General features: G+C 70.1%; 13 protein-coding genes and 4 tRNA genes. 7 read left to right on the plus strand and 10 right to left on the minus strand.

Annotated features, from left to right (window positions below):
• Positions 1-146 precede the first annotated feature (146 nt).
• Both AC5WRT_RS07260 and bldC read left to right on the plus strand, forming a co-directional pair.
• Positions 147-989, plus strand: coding sequence for a DUF8083 family protein (locus AC5WRT_RS07260; protein WP_496092049.1), 843 nt, complete (start codon positions 147-149; stop codon positions 987-989).
• A gap of 539 nt (positions 990-1,528) precedes the next feature.
• Positions 1,529-1,735, plus strand: coding sequence for a developmental transcriptional regulator BldC (bldC, locus tag AC5WRT_RS07265; protein WP_003949541.1), 207 nt, complete (start codon positions 1,529-1,531; stop codon positions 1,733-1,735).
• Positions 1,736-2,197: 462 nt separating this feature from the next.
• On the opposite strand, the gene AC5WRT_RS07270 is transcribed toward bldC, so the two are convergent.
• From AC5WRT_RS07270 to hrpA, 3 genes are all read right to left on the minus strand, one after another.
• Positions 2,198-2,389, minus strand: coding sequence for a DUF6274 family protein (locus AC5WRT_RS07270; protein WP_496092048.1), 192 nt, complete (start codon positions 2,387-2,389; stop codon positions 2,198-2,200).
• A 282-nt stretch (positions 2,390-2,671) separates the two neighbouring features.
• Positions 2,672-2,746, minus strand: a tRNA-Asp gene (locus AC5WRT_RS07275).
• Positions 2,747-2,842: 96 nt separating this feature from the next.
• Complete coding sequence (gene hrpA, locus AC5WRT_RS07280) at positions 2,843-6,799, minus strand: ATP-dependent RNA helicase HrpA (protein WP_496092047.1); 3,957 nt, start codon at positions 6,797-6,799, stop codon at positions 2,843-2,845.
• A gap of 90 nt (positions 6,800-6,889) precedes the next feature.
• Between hrpA and AC5WRT_RS07285 the strand changes: the two genes are divergently transcribed.
• Positions 6,890-7,924 (plus strand): ABC-2 transporter permease, encoded by a 1,035-nt coding sequence (locus AC5WRT_RS07285; RefSeq protein ID WP_496100019.1) that lies wholly within the window; start codon positions 6,890-6,892, stop codon positions 7,922-7,924.
• A gap of 51 nt (positions 7,925-7,975) precedes the next feature.
• Here AC5WRT_RS07285 and AC5WRT_RS07290 read toward each other — a convergent pair whose 3' ends face one another.
• The 7 genes from AC5WRT_RS07290 to AC5WRT_RS07320 form a co-directional block, all read right to left on the minus strand.
• On the minus strand, positions 7,976-8,293 hold the full coding sequence (locus AC5WRT_RS07290; RefSeq protein ID WP_496092045.1) for a hypothetical protein: 318 nt from the start codon (positions 8,291-8,293) through the stop codon (positions 7,976-7,978).
• A complete protein-coding gene (locus AC5WRT_RS07295) occupies positions 8,290-8,487 on the minus strand; it encodes a DivIVA domain-containing protein (RefSeq protein ID WP_496092044.1) in 198 nt (65 codons plus the stop codon). The genes AC5WRT_RS07290 and AC5WRT_RS07295 overlap by 4 nt, the downstream gene beginning before the upstream one ends.
• Positions 8,488-8,559: 72 nt before the next feature.
• A tRNA-Phe gene (locus AC5WRT_RS07300) sits at positions 8,560-8,633 on the minus strand.
• Between the two features lie 24 nt (positions 8,634-8,657).
• A tRNA-Asp gene (locus tag AC5WRT_RS07305) sits at positions 8,658-8,732 on the minus strand.
• 191 nt (positions 8,733-8,923) lie between these two features.
• Positions 8,924-9,295 (minus strand): hypothetical protein, encoded by a 372-nt coding sequence (locus AC5WRT_RS07310; protein ID WP_496092043.1) that lies wholly within the window; start codon positions 9,293-9,295, stop codon positions 8,924-8,926.
• A 65-nt stretch (positions 9,296-9,360) separates the two neighbouring features.
• Positions 9,361-9,433: transfer RNA gene (locus AC5WRT_RS07315), tRNA-Glu, on the minus strand.
• An 81-nt stretch (positions 9,434-9,514) separates the two neighbouring features.
• On the minus strand, positions 9,515-11,194 hold the full coding sequence (locus AC5WRT_RS07320; protein ID WP_496100020.1) for a metallophosphoesterase family protein: 1,680 nt from the start codon (positions 11,192-11,194) through the stop codon (positions 9,515-9,517).
• Between the two features lie 82 nt (positions 11,195-11,276).
• On the opposite strand from AC5WRT_RS07320, the gene AC5WRT_RS07325 reads away from it, so the two are divergent.
• The 4 genes from AC5WRT_RS07325 to AC5WRT_RS07340 all read left to right on the plus strand — a co-directional run bounded on the left by AC5WRT_RS07325 (position 11,277) and on the right by AC5WRT_RS07340 (position 16,259).
• Positions 11,277-11,627: a metallopeptidase family protein gene (locus AC5WRT_RS07325; RefSeq protein ID WP_496092041.1), complete on the plus strand. Its 351-nt coding sequence runs from the start codon at positions 11,277-11,279 to the stop codon at positions 11,625-11,627.
• 87 nt (positions 11,628-11,714) lie between these two features.
• Positions 11,715-12,224, plus strand: a complete 510-nt coding sequence (locus AC5WRT_RS07330; protein ID WP_496100021.1) for a hypothetical protein — start codon at positions 11,715-11,717, stop codon at positions 12,222-12,224.
• Between the two features lie 239 nt (positions 12,225-12,463).
• Positions 12,464-14,650, plus strand: coding sequence for a DEAD/DEAH box helicase (locus AC5WRT_RS07335; protein ID WP_496092039.1), 2,187 nt, complete (start codon positions 12,464-12,466; stop codon positions 14,648-14,650).
• 103 nt (positions 14,651-14,753) lie between these two features.
• Positions 14,754-16,259 carry an amino acid permease gene (locus tag AC5WRT_RS07340; RefSeq protein WP_496092038.1) on the plus strand — a complete coding sequence of 502 codons (1,506 nt, stop codon included), beginning with the start codon at positions 14,754-14,756 and terminating at the stop codon, positions 16,257-16,259.
• Positions 16,260-16,344 lie beyond the last annotated feature (85 nt).

Genomic DNA, 16,344 nt, shown 5'->3' on the forward strand with positions numbered 1-16,344 from the left:
CGGGGTGCCGTGGCATGAGCGTAGAGCCTTGCCGCGACCACCATCCGTGCAGTGTTCAGGATCACTCTCCCGTGCCTCCTGCGCACGCATGACCGTGGGACGATTTGCAGTGGTTTCGAGCCGGGCCCGATGGGGAGGGAGCAGGCGTGCCGAAGGTGTCCTCCGTGGTCGTCCCCTATGCCGCGTACCTGCGCGTGTACGAGCCGCTGGGCGCCTTCCCGGAGCCGGAGCGGGGCCACTGGGCGCGCTACGCCCGCCGCCCGGACCGCCCCTCCTACCAGGATGAACTGCGCCGCTCCCTCGCCGACTTGCTGCCCACCCCGCCGGTGGCGGTGCCGGTGCACGAGAGCAGCGACGCCTTCGTGGCGGAGGTCGACGGTGTGGTCTGCGTGTGCCCGTGGCGGACCCGGCTGCGCGGCTGGCAGGCGCTCGGCGAGTTGGCCGAGGAGCTTCCGGCGCCGGTCCTGGACGCGGTGCTGCCCCCGGTCGTACGGCGCCAGGCCGCGCAGGACTACGAGCGCTGGCTGGCCCGCAATCCCGACGCCCGCCCGTGGATCCGCACGGCGACCTGGCAGGTGCCGCTGAACTGGTTCGTGCTGGTCTCCGACGAGGAGCGGCAGTACGAGAAGGGCACCGCCGAGGTACCGCCGCTGCTGCGCTACCGCACGCCGATGGTGCAGGCCCGGCGCCGGGTGGCGCGGGCGCTGCGCACGCTGCGGGACACGGTGGAGGAAGGGCCGCTGATCGACGGTCTGGTGGAGGTCGGGCGCTGGCTGGAGGAGTTCCATCCGCGCTCGCTGGTGGAGCTGGACTACGGCGGCCTGGTGCATGTGCTGCCGGCCGGCGAGCTGGAGGGCGACCACTCGGCGGCGGACGTGGCCGAGGGCATCGACGCGTTGCGCCGGGGCGACGGGGCGGCGGCGGGCGAGGCCTACGCGCGGCTCGTGGAGCGGTGGCGGGCGGTGCGGGACCGGCGCTCGGCGAACTGAAATTCCGGAATTGCCGCAAGAGTGACGTACGTCACGGCTCGAACGGCGTCGAACAGCGTACGGTCTAGGCCACTTGACCCTGTGCCGGGACGATGGTCCCGATCTGGACTTTTGTCCCAAGGGTGATGGACAGCACTTACAAGAGCCTTGCCCTAAGTGCCGCCCCTCATGCCAAAATAGGACAAGGAGTCCGGGGAGGGCTCCATCCGCCCAGCTGTGCTCCATTGTGGGCGGATTCTCCGCATTGCACGCTCTGGGGGGTCTTGTGACTCCTGATCGTCCTGTGACTGATCGTCACAGTGGCGTGACTGTCCGCTATGGCATGGTCCATCGGCTTCCGTCGCTGATGAACACCTGGGAGGGCAATTCCATCGGTTTGGCCGACGCGGCTGGACAGATGGTGTAGTTGTAGTGCCGAGGACAAGCCGTTCGTCCTATAACCGACTCGACTCGCGTCCGCCATTTCGGGCAACGCGGGTCAAGGTGCAGAATTTAGAGGAAAGAACCGAGAAGGTTCGGTTCTCCCGAGGAGGCCGCTCATGACCGCTCGCACCCCTGATGCCGAGCCGCTGCTGACCCCCGCCGAGGTCGCCACGATGTTCCGCGTCGACCCCAAGACGGTCACGCGGTGGGCGAAGGCCGGCAAGCTCACGTCCATCCGCACGCTCGGTGGGCACCGCCGCTACCGCGAGGCCGAGGTCCGCGCACTGCTCGCGGGTATCCCGCAGCAGCGCAGCGAGGCCTGAACAACTGCATAACCGGGCGAAACGGTTGGTCCCCCAACTCGCCGAGACGCCCGGAACCCTAGCTCCAAGCGACGCGGGACCTGCCCCAACAGGACCCTCGCCCAAGCCGAAGAGAACGTCGTAGGCAGCGACACAGGGTGCGTCGTCGATCGCGCTGGACTCCGCCGGGTCCAGCGCGATCTTTTTTGTGCGCCGGTCGGGTTCGGGGGCCGTACCTGTGCGTGGCCTTGTCGGAGTCTGGGCAGGGCTGTCGGAACGGGTGTGCGCGAGCCCCGAGAGCAGTGCAATTGCACATATTAAATTGACCCGTTGTAGGAAGGGGGTAAGTACCGCCTTCTCGGAAACTCATGCGGTGACTCCCGTCACATCGCCGAGCGGTTGTTGTCGGCGGCATGAGTGCGCTAGGGGAGCGGTTCCGGTGCCAGCACCCCACGCCCGCAGGGGTGTTGGGGCGCGGGCGGGTCACGCGCTGCGGGGTCGTTCGTGCTCGGCTTCCTCGGCGCGCGCTTCGGGTCCCCGTGGGCCGGCGTCCATCGCCAGCCGCAGGAGGTGGTGACAGATGGGGCAGTGGCGGGTGAGATGCCGGTAGGACGACGCGGCCGACAGATGGGCCCGGAGCAGCGCCCGCGTCTCGTGCCTGACCGATGCCGCCATACCCCACCTCCGCGGACCGCACAGGGGAACGGGCCCTGTCTTCTGGGTACCGACGGAATGTGACGCCGTCAAGAGAGCGGGACGGCTCCACGGGTCCGGCCGCACGCCGGGTGCCGGTGCTCGTACCGGCGCGGTTGTCCGTCCCGGCGGCCCATGGGCCTGCCGCGGCGCCGGCACGGCAGGAGCGGCCCGTACGGAGCCCCCTGGCGCGGCCCTCGTCTCGGGGGGGGCGGTACATGACTGAGGCCCGCACCCTCGCGGGTGCGGGCCTCAGTCTCTCTGCGGTCCTGACGGGATTTGAACCCGCGGCCTCCACCTTGACAGGGTGGCGAGCACTCCAAACTGCTCCACAGGACCAGGTTTCGCGGCGCTTGGTTTGCGCAGTGCGCTGCGAGAAGAGACTGTACAGGAGGTGGGGCCGCCTGGTCGAACTCACTCCCCGTGCGGGTGCGGTTACGGCACCGCCGCGTCGATCGCCTTCACGATCCGCTTGTCGGAGACGGGGTACGCGGTGCCCAGGGCGTGGGCGAAGTAGCTGACCCTCAGCTCCTCGATCATCCAGCGGATGTCCAGGACCTGCTGCGGCACCGGTCGGCCCTGGGGGAGCTGTTCGAGGAGCCAGGCGTACTCGTCCTGCATCTCGTGGATCTTCTCCATGCGCGTGGTGTCCCGCTGGACGTTCGTCGGCATCTGCTGCAGGCGCCGGTCCGCGGCCACCAGATAGCGCATCAGGTCTGGCAGCCGGCGTATGCCGACCCACGTGACGAATCCCGGCTTCACCAGGGCGTCCAGCTGCTTGCGGACGTCCGTCAGGTTCGCCAGCAGCGCCGGGCTCCGCACCGCCTTCAGGCGGCGCTCACAGGCCTGCCAGGCGGCCAGCACCTGCTGCACCTGGGCGACCGTACGGACCGTAGTGTCGACGATCTCCGCGCGTACCCTGTCGTACAGCTTGCGGTACGACTCCTCGTCCCACGCCGGGCCGCCGAAGTCCGCGATCAGCTTGTCGGCGGCCGCCGTCGCGCAGTCGTCGAAGAGGGCCTGGATCGAGCCGTGCGGGTTCGCCGAGAGCGCCAGCTTCTGGGCGTTCGTCAGCTTCTCGGACGCGAACTTCGCCGGGTTCACGGGGATGTTGCGCAGGATCAGCCGCCGGGTGCCCTTCCACATGGCCTCGGCCTGCTCGGCCTCCGTGTCGAAGAGGCGGACCGAGACCATGTCGCCGTCGTCCACGAGGGCGGGGTAGGCCTTGACCGGCTGGCCGGCGCGGCGGGTCTCGAAGACGGGGGTGAGCGTTCCGATCGTCCAGTCGGTCAGGCCCTTGCGCTCCAGGGACTCGCCGCCCCGGCGTTCGGCGGTCGCCGCCGCTGCCTGGGAGAGGGCCTTGCGCGCCTTCGGCTTCAGGCGCAGCTTCAGCGCCTCCAGGTCCTTGTCCTCGGCCAGCTTCCGGCGCCGCTCGTCGACGATCCGGAAAGTGATCTTCAAGTGATCGGGGACCTTGGACCAGTCGAAGTCGTCCGCCTCGAACGGGACGCCGACCATCCGCTTCAGCTCCCGGGCCATCGTCACCGTCAGTGGCTCCTGGAGGGGCACCGCCTTGTCGAGGAAGGCCTTCGCGTAGTTCGGGGCGGGGACGTAGTTACGGCGGATCGGCTTGGGCAGGGAGCGGATCAGCTCCGTCACGACCTCCTCGCGCAGGCCCGGGATCTGCCAGTCGAAGCCCTCGTCCGTGACCTGGTTGAGCACCTGCAGCGGGATGTGGACGGTCACACCGTCGGCGTCCGCGCCCGGCTCGAACTGGTAGGTCACACGGAACTTCAGCGGCCCCTGCCGCCAGGAGTCCGGATAGTCGGCCTTGGTGACCGCCTCCGCCGACTCCCGGATGAGCATCTCCCGCTCGAAGTCCAGGAAGTCAGGCTGCTCGTTCCGCTTCCGCTTCCACCAGGAGTCGAAGTGCGCGCCGGACACGACGTGCTCGGGCACCCGCTGGTCGTAGAAGTCGAACAGCGTCTCGTCGTCGACCACGATGTCCCGGCGCCGCGCCCGGTGCTCCAGCTCCTCGACCTCGCTGAGGAGTCTGCGGTTGTCGGCGAAGAACTTGTGGTGCGTACGCCAGTCGCCCTCGACCAGCGCGTTGCGGATGAACAGCTCGCGGCTGACCTCGGGGTCGATCCGGCCGTAGTTCACCTTGCGCTGGGCGACGATCGGGACGCCGTACAGCGTGACCTTCTCGTACGCCATCACGGCCGCCTGGTCCTTCTCCCAGTGCGGTTCGCTGTACGTCCGCTTCAGCAGATGCCCGGCGAGCGGCTCGACCCACTCCGGCTCGATCCTGGCGTTGACCCGCGCCCAGAGCCGGCTCGTCTCCACCAGCTCGGCCGACATCACGAACTTCGGCTGCTTCTTGAACAGCGCCGAACCCGGGAAGATCGCGAACTTGGCGTTGCGGGCGCCCAGGTACTCGTTCTTGTTGCCGTCGCGTACGTCCTTCATCCCGACATGGGAGAGGAGACCGGCGAGCAGCGAGACGTGGATGCGGTCGGCGGGGGCGTCGGTACCCGCAGCAGGCTCCTCGAGGTGCATGCCCATCTGCTTGGCCACGGTGCGCAGCTGGGTGTAGATGTCCTGCCATTCGCGAATGCGCAGGAAGTTCAGGTACTCCTGCTTGCACATCCGGCGGAACGAGCTGGAGCCCCGCTCCTTCTGCTGCTCGCGGATGTACCGCCACAGGTTCAGGTAGGCGAGGAAGTCGCTGGTCTCGTCCTTGAAGCGGGCGTGCTGCTGGTCGGCCTGTGTCTGCTGGTCGGCCGGGCGCTCCCGCGGGTCCTGGATGGAAAGGGCCGCTGCGACGACCATGACCTCGCGGACGCAGCCGTTCTTGTCGGCCTCCAGGACCATCCGGGCCAGGCGCGGGTCGACGGGCAGCTGGGCCAGCTTGCGGCCGGTCTCGGTGAGGCGTTTGCGGGGGTCCTTCTGCGCCGGGTCCAGTGCGCCCAGTTCCTGGAGCAGTTGCACGCCGTCGCGGATGTTGCGGTGGTCCGGCGGGTCGATGAAGGGGAACTTCTCGATGTCGCCGAGGCCGGCCGCGGTCATCTGCAGGATGACGGAGGCCAGGTTCGTCCGCAGGATCTCGGCGTCCGTGAACTCCGGGCGGGCGAGGAAGTCGTCCTCGGAGTACAGCCGGATGCAGATGCCGTCGCTCGTCCGGCCGCAGCGGCCCTTGCGCTGATTGGCGCTGGCCTGCGAGATCGGTTCGATGGGCAGCCGCTGGACCTTGGTGCGGTGGCTGTAGCGGCTGATCCGGGCGAAGCCGGGGTCGATGACGTACTTGATGCCGGGGACGGTGAGGGACGTCTCGGCGACGTTCGTGGCCAGCACGATCCTGCGCCCGGTGTGCGGCTGGAACACCCGGTGCTGCTCGGCGTGCGAGAGCCGGGCGTAGAGGGGCAGCACCTCGGTGAATCTGTACTTCTTCTTCTCCAGGGCGTCCGCCGTGTCGCGGATCTCGCGTTCACCGGAGAGGAAGACGAGGATGTCGCCGGGGCCTTCGGCCTGGAGTTCCTCGACCGCGTCGCAGATCGCGGTGATCTGGTCGCGGTCGGCGTCCTCGGTGTCCTCCTCCAGGAGCGGCCGGTAGCGCACTTGAACCGGATAGGTCCGGCCGCTGACCTCGATGATCGGAGCGTCGCCGAAATGCCGGGAGAAGCGCTCGGGGTCGATGGTCGCCGAGGTGATGACGACCTTCAGGTCAGGCCGCTTCGGCAGCAGTTGGGCCAGGTAGCCGAGCAGGAAGTCGATGTTGAGGGACCGCTCGTGGGCCTCGTCGATGATGATCGTGTCGTAGGCGCGCAGCTCTCGGTCGGTCTGGACCTCGGCGAGCAGGATGCCGTCCGTCATCAGCTTGATCAAGGTGGCGTCCGGGTTCACCTGGTCGGTGAACCGCACCTTCCAGCCGACGGCCTCGCCGAGGGGCGTCTTCAGCTCCTCCGCCACGCGCTCGGCGACGGTACGGGCGGCGATGCGCCGGGGCTGGGTGTGCCCGATCATGCCGCGCACGCCGCGGCCCAGCTCCAGACAGATCTTCGGGATCTGCGTGGTCTTGCCGGAGCCGGTCTCACCGGCGACGATGACGACCTGGTGATCACGGATGGCCGCCGCGATCGTGTCCTTCTTCTGGCTGACCGGCAACTGCTCCGGGTAGCCGACGGCGGGCACACGAAGGCGCCGCTCGGCCATGCGGGCCTCGGCCCTGCCGACCTCGGCCTCGATCTCGGCGAGGACGGCGACGCGGGCCTCGGGCTTACGGATCTTGCGTGCGCCCTCGAGCCGTCGGCCGAGCCGGTGCGCGTCGCGCAGCGACAGTTCGGTCAGACGGGAGGCGAGGGTGCCGAGAGCGGGGGCGGGATGCGTAGACATACGCGACCCAGGATCTCACCCCGGCCGAAAAACACGCGAACCATTTGACTCGGGGCGCCAGCCGCCTGTCGAGCTGCCAAAGTGGCCGTTATGTCCGATTCGCGCTGGGCGGCCTTCAAACAGTCCCCCTTCCTCCCCGCGACGGTCCTCCTCCTGCTCATCGCCGCGATGGCGGGCCTCTTCGCGGGCTCGTACACCTATGCCATGGCCAACCCGACCCCGCACAGCATCCCCATCGCGGTGACCGGCGCCTACGGCGCGCCGCCGGCCCGGCGCTTCATCGGGGGCATGGAGAAGGCCCTGGACGCCTCCCTGAAACTGCGGCCGTACGGCAGCCGGCGGGACGCCGTCCGCGCGGTGGACCAGCAGCAGGTGTTCGCGGTCGTCGAGGCCCCCGCAGGCGGCCGCTCGATCACCCTGGACGTGTCCGGCGCGTCCGGCGCGACGGTCGCGCAGGTCCTTGCGGAGGCCGGGGTGAAGGTGGGCCGGGTCACCGGCACCACCGTGCTGATCCACGACCTCAAGCCACTGCAGCGGGGCGATCCGAGAGGGCTCGCGATCTTCTACGTCTCGCTCGCGGCCGTGATCATCGGATTCGTCGGGGCCATCCAGCTCAGCGTGCACGCCCCGGCACTGAAGCCCCGGGAGCGCGTCGCGTACATCGTCGCCTACGCCCTGCTCGGCGGATTCACGATCGCCGCGGTGGTCGACTGGTGGCTGGGGGCCCTGAAGCTGCCGTTCGTGGAGTCGTGGGCGATCCTCGCCCTGACGATGTTCACCTCGGGCATGGTGTTCACGATGTTCAACACCCTGGTCGGACGATGGGCCATGCTGCCGACCTGGGGACTGATGGTGCTGCTCGGCAACCCGTCCTCCGGCGGCGCGGTCTCCTGGCCCCTGCTGCCGTCCGCGCTCGGCACCATCGGCCGCTGGCTGCCGCCGGGCGCCTCGGTGAACGCCCAGCACACCGCGGTGTACTTCCGCGGCCACCAGCACGCCTTTCCCTTCCTGGTGCTGGCGGGCTGGGCGGTCGTCGCCTGCGTGGTGTTCCTGAACCGGCGGCACCGGCACCCCGCCGGCGGCCCGACGAACCCGCCCGCGCCTTCCCAGTCAGGGCCTGGCTGACCATTCGCGTCGTTGCCCGAAGCGCGGCAGACGGGAATGGTCGGACACGCCCTAGGAGCCGGTGCGCTGAGCGGGTGCCGTGGAAGGGGCCGGGTCGGTGTGCCGGGGGTGTGTCGTGAGGCCGATCGACTTCGCCGTGTTGGCGACGGCCTTGATGCCCAGGTAGGCGGTCGTCATGCTGCTCACGGCGGTGAACGCGGCGGTCAGGATGCCGACGATCACGGACTTGTCACCGTCGAGCCGCCACACACCGAAGATCGCGATCCCGGCGATCGCGAGGTTGCTGACGACGACCGCGAGCAGCCCGTACCGTGCTCGTGTCTTCTCCACATCGGTGTCCGACTCCGCTCGGACCTGGTTCTGGCTCATCGTCCGGTGCCCCCGTTCGGCAGCTGTGCGACCCGTGCGTCCACCTGGGCACGGTCATACCCGCGCCGGACGACGTCGAAAGCGGGCAGCGTCTGCGGTGCCGTACCTGCGGCAAGGCGTGCCAGATAGGCGTCCACCTGGGTACGGTCGTAACCACGCCGAGCGATGTCGAAACCCCGGAAGTCGTCTGCCACGGCCCCCCCAAAGACCAGCACAGTCATGCCGTACGACGAAGGCCCCGTTCGTTGAACGGGGCCTTCTGGCTGTGGCTGGGGCCGGGGTCGAACCGGCGACCTTCCGCTTTTCAGGCGGACGCTCGTACCAACTGAGCTACCCAGCCACGGTGTTTCACGTGAAACACCAGCGGTCCTGACGGGATTTGAACCCGCGGCCTCCACCTTGACAGGGTGGCGAGCACTCCAAACTGCTCCACAGGACCAAGTTGCTGTGCGAACCAGCGAGCTTAGTGTCGCACACCGCGAGGCGGGTTTCCAAAATGATGAGGTGGCATCCGCCGGGAGTGGAATCCCTTTGGTTGACCTGCATTTTGTTGCTGCCCGAGATCGCTGGATCAGCATATCAGAGCCGTCGTGGCCCCTCGTAACTGTTATTCACCGGGGGTGAGGGGAGTCACCTCGGCAGGGTGCGCATGGTCGGCATCGGCGAGAGGAAGGGGAGTCCTGCCAAGGTCCTGGAGTTCGGCCTCGGCAGCTCGACGGGCGGTACGGACCGGGCTCGGGCGACCCGGTGGTGGCGTTCACGGGTCAGGACGGTGGACTGAACGGCGGCCCCGAGGAGACGGCGCTCGTCGGCCGGGTCCTGTCTGGAGGCGCGACCGTCGGGCTGCTCGCCCGTTGCAAGGAACACCCCGCGGTGAGCTGATCCTCGCACGTCACTGGAGTACGGCGGCGCCGTCATCGTGGTCGGCCGGCCGCGCGACGAGCCGGTGATCGGCCCCGCGACGCGGGCGGTGCGGCCGTGGGCCGTCGTCTGCCCCTCCATGGGCGATAGGTGAGGCAGCGGGCCGGAAACGCAAAAGATCCCCTGTAAAGGGGATCTCTCGTACGTGCCCCCAACGGGATTCGAACCCGTGCTACCGCCTTGAAAGGGCGGCGTCCTAGGCCGCTAGACGATGAGGGCTATCGGCCCGCCTGGGCGCTTCGTCAGCGCGTCGGGGACGTGAGAAGCATATGGGATGGCGGGGAGTATCGCCAAAACGGTTTACGGCGAGGGTGCGGACGAGCTGCGGGAAGGCGCGTTCGAGTCGCCCGGGGCGGTGCCGCGAGAGGGGCCGGTCTTCGGGCGGTTCTCGTCGGCCAGATGACGGCTGACCTCGGCCGTCGTCTCTCCCAGCCCGCCCAGTTTGATCGCGTCCCAGGCCTGTAGGCGGTGGCTGTCGCGGTCGAAGTAGAGGATCGAGGCCTCGATGGGAGCGGGGTACTGGCGCTCCACCGCCCGCAGTCCGCTGCCGCCCGTGGAGCCCTCCATGCGCAGCCGGGTGCCGTACGGCAGCATCTCGTCCCCCTCGTGGTGCAGATGACCGCACAGCACCAGCGGCACCTCGCCGTCCGTCTCACGAGCCGCGGACGGCTCGTGGGCGATCGCGACGTCGACGGGGGAGCCGGCCGCCTTCTGGTCGCGCAGGGCGCTGGCCAGCCGGTCGCCCGCCAACTGCTCGGCCGCGTCCCCGCCGGGCACCACCGAGCGGTCCGGGGTGAACTGCGGGTCGCCGATGCCCGCGAAACGCAGGCCGGCGACCGTCTCCGCCCGGCCGTCGTCCAGGACGTGCACGTTCTTCATCCGCTCCAGATAACGCTGGGTGGTCCGCGAGTCGTGATTGCCCCGCACCCAGACGTAGGGCACGCCCAGGTCCCGGATCGGGTCGAGGAAGCCGTTCTCCGCAGACGTACCGTGATCCATGGTGTCGCCGGAGTCGACGATCACGTTCACCTTGTACTGCTCCACCAGCGAGGCGATGATCTTCCAGCTGGCCGGGTTGAGATGGATGTCGGAGACGTGCAGGACCCGGATGGTGGAAGGGTCCGGCTGGTACGCCGGGAGGGTGGAGGTGACGTCGTAGAGCTTCGTCACGTTCGTCACCAGGCGGGCCAGCTCCTTCTGGTAGACGTCGAACTCGGTGACGATGCTGCGCGCGTTGCCGACCACCGCCGGCGCCGAGCTGAGCAGCCCGGAGAACTTCGGCTCCAGGACCGATTTCGGGTTCCAGGTGGCGTACGCGCTCGCTCCGGACGCGGCCAGCAGGGTCAGCGCGAGGCCGCCGGCGGCCAGGGCCCGGCGGGGCCTGCGGTACACCGCGAGACCGAGGGCGCCGGCTCCGACGACCACCGCGACACAGGAGCGCACCGCCAGGACCAGCGTGTCGTGCTCGACGTCCTGGGCGACCTCGTCCTGGAGGCCGGAGATCCGCTCGGGGTGGTCGACCAGGGCCTGGGAGCGGAGCGGGTCCAACTGGTCCACGTTCACGTCCAGGCGGACCGGTGCCACATGGGTGTCCAGGGAGAGCGCGCCCAGCGGAGAGACGTTGATCTTCGTGCCGCCGGTCAGGGACGGGCGCAGCGCCATCGTCGTGTTCATCGGGCCGACCGGGGCCCGTACGTTTCCGACGATGAGCAGCCCCAGCCAGGCGCCGACCAGCACGACCGCCGTCAGCCCGAGGGCGCTGAGCCAGGGGTGGGGCCGCGCTGCGAGCTCCAGGGCGGGGAGCGGGCGGGTGGGTGCGCGGTGCGGGCGGTTCGGGGCGCGGCCAGGGGGATGCGTCGCGGCGCGCGAGCGGGTCGTCGTGGGGTGCGGGCGGTCGGTCGGGAGGTGCGGGCGGGGCGCCGTGCGGTGGCGCAGACGGGTCGTCATCCTGCGGAACGCTGCGACGGGGATGCGGACCATTGGTGCCGTATGCCCGGGTGCGGGGGCGGATATGCGGTGCCGCAGCGGTCTCGTACGGCATCTCGTACCGGACAATGACCATGTGCTGGAGATGACGCGTGAGGAGTTCGAGGAACTGGTCGCCGAGGCGCTCGACCGGATCCCGCCGGAGCTGACGCGGCTCATGGACAACGTGGCCGTGTTCGTGGAGGACGAACCGCCGGTCGACGACCCCGAGCTGCTGGGACTGTACGAGGGGACCCCGCTGACCGACCGGGGCGAGTGGTACGCCGGGGTGCTGCCGGACCGCATCACCATCTATCGCGGCCCGACACTGCGGATGTGTGCGAGCAGGGAGGACGTCGTCGCGGAGACCGAGGTGACCGTCGTGCACGAGATCGCCCACCACTTCGGCATCGACGACACCCGGCTGCACACCCTCGGCTACGGCTGAGCCCGATACGCACGTGACGCGTGTCCTCTTGCGGGCGGCGGGAGTTGGGGAGGTTGACTTCTCCTCTCGCCTCCGGAGGTGGCCGCCGTGCGCCCCTTGTCCGTACCCGTCCGGCTCACCGTCACGGCGCTGACGCTCGCCGCTGCCGCCGGCTGTGTGAACGTGGGTGACGACGCGGGCGGGGCCAGGCCCGCGCACTCGGCCGGCCGGCACGGCGGTGAGGCGTCCGACGGCGGCCCGGTGGAGGGCGCCGGCGGCTTCGGCGGGCACGACGGCCCGCCGGGCGACGGCAAGCGCGGGCACGACGGCAGGGCGAAACGGGGCGAGGACTCGGCCTCGCCCTCGGCCTCCCCGTCCGGTGGGAAGAGCGCGCCCACGGCACCGCCGAAGCCGGGCACGACCCGGCCCGGCGACCCCGCACCGACCGAGGCGCCGCCGACACCGCCGGTCACCTCCACTCCGCCCGTCTCCCCGGCCTCGCCCCCGCCGCCCGCGACCTCGGCACCGCCGTCGGCCGAGCCGTCCTCCTCGGCGCACGAGGGGCCGGGGTCGCAGCTCGTCGAACGCGAACCGGCCCCGGCGCCCGCGGCGGCGTGAACGCGGGTAGCGGTGCGGGGGACCGGAGCTGACCTGCGGCGACGGGGACGGTTTGCCTTCGGGGGTGGGGAGTGCGTATGGTGGTAGATCGTTTGATCCCATTTGCCCGGCGCCACCACAGAGCGCGCCGTGTGGCGCGTACTCTCCTTTGCCGTGGCGGACCGCATTGAGGCGGTCGTGAGCGAATCACGGAGTTGACGGGCGCGTGCCGACGAGACTCCGGAAGGTTTCGCATTCGCATGTCCGTGTCCAGTACTGATCAGTTCGTCGTGTCCGAGGACGAGTTCGCCGAGTTCGAGGGCGACCTCGCCGACGCGACGACCGAGATCACCGAGGCCCCCGAGGCCGCTGACACCCCCCAGACCCAGACCCCCCAGATCACCTTCGCCGACCTCGGCCTGCCCGAGGGTGTCGTGCGCAAGCTCGCGCAGAACGGCGTGACCACCCCCTTCCCGATCCAGGCCGCGACCATCCCGGACGCCCTGGCCGGCAAGGACATCCTCGGCCGGGGCCGCACCGGCTCCGGCAAGACCCTCTCCTTCGGTCTGCCGACCCTGGCCCAGCTGGCCGGCGGCCGCACCGAGAAGAAGCGGCCCCGCGCCGTCATCCTCACCCCCACCCGCGAGCTGGCCATGCAGGTCGCCGACGCCCTCCAGCCGTACGGCGACGTCCTCGGCCTGAAGATGAAGGTCGTGTGCGGCGGCACCTCGATGGGCAACCAGATCTACGCCCTGGAGCGCGGCGTCGACATCCTGGTCGCCACCCCGGGCCGGCTGCGCGACATCATCAACCGCGGCGCCTGCTCGCTCGAGGACGTGCGGATCGCCGTCCTGGACGAGGCCGACCAGATGTCCGACCTGGGCTTCCTGCCCGAGGTCACGGAGCTGCTGGACCAGGTCCCGGCCGGCGGCCAGCGCATGCTCTTCTCCGCCACGATGGAGAACGAGATCAAGACCCTGGTCGACCGCTACCTGGCCGAGCCCGTCTCGCACGAGGTGGACGCGGCCCAGGGGGCGGTGACGACCATGTCGCACCACATCCTCATCGTGAAGCCCAAGGACAAGGCGCCGGTCACCGCCGCGATCGCCTCCCGCAAGGGCCGCACGATCATCTTCGTCCGCACCCAGCTGGGCGCCGACCGCGTCGCCGAGCAGCTGCGCGAGGCCGGCGTGAAGGCCGACGCCCTGCACGGCGGCATGACGCAGGGCGCGCGCACCCGCACCCTGGCCGACTTCAAGGACGGCTACGTCAACTGCCTGGTCGCCACCGACGTCGCCGCCCGCGGCATCCACGTCGACGGCATCGACCTGGTCCTGAACGTGGACCCGGCCGGCGACCACAAGGACTACCTGCACCGCGCCGGCCGGACCGCCCGTGCGGGCCGTACCGGCACGGTCGTCTCGCTCTCCCTGCCGCACCAGCGGCGGCAGATCTTCCGCCTGATGGAGGACGCGGGCGTCGACGCGGCGCGGCACATCATCCAGGGTGCCGGCGCCTTCGACCCGGAGGTCGCCGAGATCACCGGAGCCCGCTCCATGACCGAGGTCCAGGCCGAGTCCGCAGGCAACGCCGCCCAGCAGGCCGAGCGCGAGGTCGCCCAGCTCACCAAGCAGCTGGAGCGCGCCCAGCGCCGTGCCACCGAACTGCGCGAGGAGGCCGACCGGCTGGTCGCCCGGGTCGCCCGCGAGCGCGGCGAGGACCCGGAGGCCGCGGTGGCCGAGGCGCAGGCTTCGGCGGCCGAGGAGCTGGCGGTCGCCGAGCAGACGGCCGAGCGGGAGGCCGGACGCGAGGAGCGTCCCGCGGCCTCGGCGCCGTACGAGCGCCGGGAGCGGCGCGGCACCGACCGTGACCGTCGGGACGACCGCGGTGGCCGTGGCTTCGAGCGTCGTGACGACCGTCGTGACGACCGCCGTCCGTTCGACCGTGACCGTCGGGACGACCGCGGTGGCCGCTCCTTCGAGCGCCGTGACGAGCGGGGCGGTTTCGAGCGCCGTGACGACCGTGGAGGCCGTGGCTTCGAGCGTCGTGACGACCGTCGTGACGACCGCCGTCCGTTCGACCGTGACCGTCGGGACGACCGCGGTAACCGCTCCTTCGACCGGGACCGCGGCGAGCGTCGTGACGACCGCCGTCCGTTCGACCGTGACCGTCGGGACGACCGCGGTGGCCGCTCCTTCGACCGGGACCGTGGCGACCGTGGCGGCTTCCGCCGGGACGAGCGCGGTGGTCACCGGGGCAGCGACCGTCCGTTCAACCGCGACCGCCGTGACGACCGTCCGGGCTTCCTCCCGCACTCTCGTCGGCCCGCGAGCGGGGGGAGCCCCACCGGCGGCCACGAGCGTCCCTACGGCCGCCGTGACGACCACCGCGGCAACGGCTCCTTCGGCCGCCGCGAGGACAAGCCGCGCTGGAAGCGCAACGGCTGACGCGGAGTGACCTGAGAAGGGCTCGTACGACTTCGGTCGTACGGGCCCTTTTTCGCCACCCGGTGACGCATGTCACGCCGTCGGCGGGGGAATTGCTGGGGGCATGACAGAAGACGCGCGAGTGAGTGGCCTGTCGGACGAGGAACGGCTGGCCCAGCTCGGTTACACCCAGGTCCTCGCCCGCCGGATGTCGGCGTTCTCGAACTACGCCGTCTCCTTCACGATCATCTCGGTGCTGTCCGGCTGTCTCACCCTCTACCTCTTCGGCATGACCACCGGCGGCCCCGCGGTGATCACCTGGGGCTGGGTGGCCGTCGGCCTGATGACCCTGTTCGTCGGCCTGTCGATGGCCGAGATCTGCTCGGCGTACCCCACCTCGGCGGGCCTGTACTTCTGGGCCCACCGCCTGGCGCCCCCGCGCTCGGCGGCGGCCTGGGCCTGGTTCACCGGCTGGTTCAACGTGCTGGGTCAGGTCGCGGTGACCGCCGGCATCGACTTCGGCGCGGCGTCCTTCCTCGGCGCGTACCTGAACCTGCAGTTCGGCTTCGAGGTGACTCCGGGCCGCACGGTCCTGCTCTTCGCGGCCATCCTCGTCCTCCACGGCCTGCTGAACACCTTCGGCGTCCGGATCGTCGCGTTCCTGAACGACGTGAGCGTGTGGTGGCACGTGCTGGGCGTGGCCGTGATCGTCGGCGCGCTGGCCTTCGTCCCCGACCGCCACCAGTCGGCGGCGTTCGTGTTCACCAAGTTCGTCAACGAGACGGGCTGGCACAGCGGTACCTACGTCGTCCTGCTCGGCCTGCTGATGGCCCAGTACACCTTCACCGGCTACGACGCCTCCGCCCACATGACCGAGGAGACCCACGACGCCTCCACGGCCGGCCCGAGGGGCATCGTCCGCTCGATCTGGACGTCGTGGATCGCAGGCTTCGTCCTGCTGCTGGGCTTCACCTTCGCCATCCAGTCGTACAACAAGGAACTGACGTCCCCGACCGGCGCGCCCCCGGCCCAGATCCTTCTGGACGCGCTGGGAGCGACGGCGGGCAAGCTGCTGCTCCTGGTCGTGATCGGCGCCCAGCTCTTCTGCGGCATGGCGTCGGTGACCGCCAACAGCCGCATGATCTACGCCTTTTCACGCGACGGTGCGCTGCCCTTCTCCCACGTCTGGCACACGGTCAGCCCGCGCACCCGCACCCCCGTGGCCGCGGTCTGGCTGGCCGCGCTGGCCGCCCTGGCCCTCGGCCTTCCGTACCTGATCAACTCGACGGCGTACGCCGCCGTGACCTCGATCGCCGTCATCGGCCTCTACATCGCGTACGTGGTCCCGACGTTCCTGCGGGTCCGCAAGGGGGCCGCCTTCGAGCGCGGGCCGTGGCACCTGGGGCGCTGGTCGGGCCTGATCGGGGTCGTCTCGGTGACCTGGGTGGCCGTCATCACGATCCTCTTCATGCTCCCCCAGGTCTCCCCGGTCACCTGGGAGACCTTCAACTACGCCCCCGTCGCCGTTTTGGTCGTCCTCGGCTTCGCCGCGACCTGGTGGCTCGCCTCGGCCCGCCACTGGTTCCTCAGCGCGGACCGGGCCCCTGCCCCGAACCTGGTCGAAAAGTGACCATCCGGAGCCTTGGTCCCCTCATGACGCGGCCGTGTCGCCGATACCCGATCGGAGACACGGCCTCGTCCGGCTATGCTCGGAC

The sequence above is a fragment of the Streptomyces sp. NTD91 genome, assembly GCF_059510455.1.

Excerpts from the sequence above, each read along its gene's own strand:
- AC5WRT_RS07335 (WP_496092039.1), top strand. The coding sequence starts at position 12,464 with ATGTCCGTGTCCAGTACTGATCAGTTCGTCGTGTCCGAGGACGAGTTC.
- AC5WRT_RS07285 (WP_496100019.1), top strand. The coding sequence starts at position 6,890 with ATGTCCGATTCGCGCTGGGCGGCCTTCAAACAGTCCCCCTTCCTCCCC.
- AC5WRT_RS07290 (WP_496092045.1), bottom strand. The coding sequence starts at position 8,293 with ATGAGCCAGAACCAGGTCCGAGCGGAGTCGGACACCGATGTGGAGAAG.
- hrpA (WP_496092047.1), bottom strand. The coding sequence starts at position 6,799 with ATGTCTACGCATCCCGCCCCCGCTCTCGGCACCCTCGCCTCCCGTCTG.
- AC5WRT_RS07340 (WP_496092038.1), top strand. The coding sequence starts at position 14,754 with ATGACAGAAGACGCGCGAGTGAGTGGCCTGTCGGACGAGGAACGGCTG.
- AC5WRT_RS07270 (WP_496092048.1), bottom strand. The coding sequence starts at position 2,389 with ATGGCGGCATCGGTCAGGCACGAGACGCGGGCGCTGCTCCGGGCCCAT.
- AC5WRT_RS07310 (WP_496092043.1), bottom strand. The coding sequence starts at position 9,295 with ATGGAGGGGCAGACGACGGCCCACGGCCGCACCGCCCGCGTCGCGGGG.
- bldC (WP_003949541.1), top strand. The coding sequence starts at position 1,529 with ATGACCGCTCGCACCCCTGATGCCGAGCCGCTGCTGACCCCCGCCGAG.
- AC5WRT_RS07320 (WP_496100020.1), bottom strand. The coding sequence starts at position 11,194 with ATGGTCCGCATCCCCGTCGCAGCGTTCCGCAGGATGACGACCCGTCTG.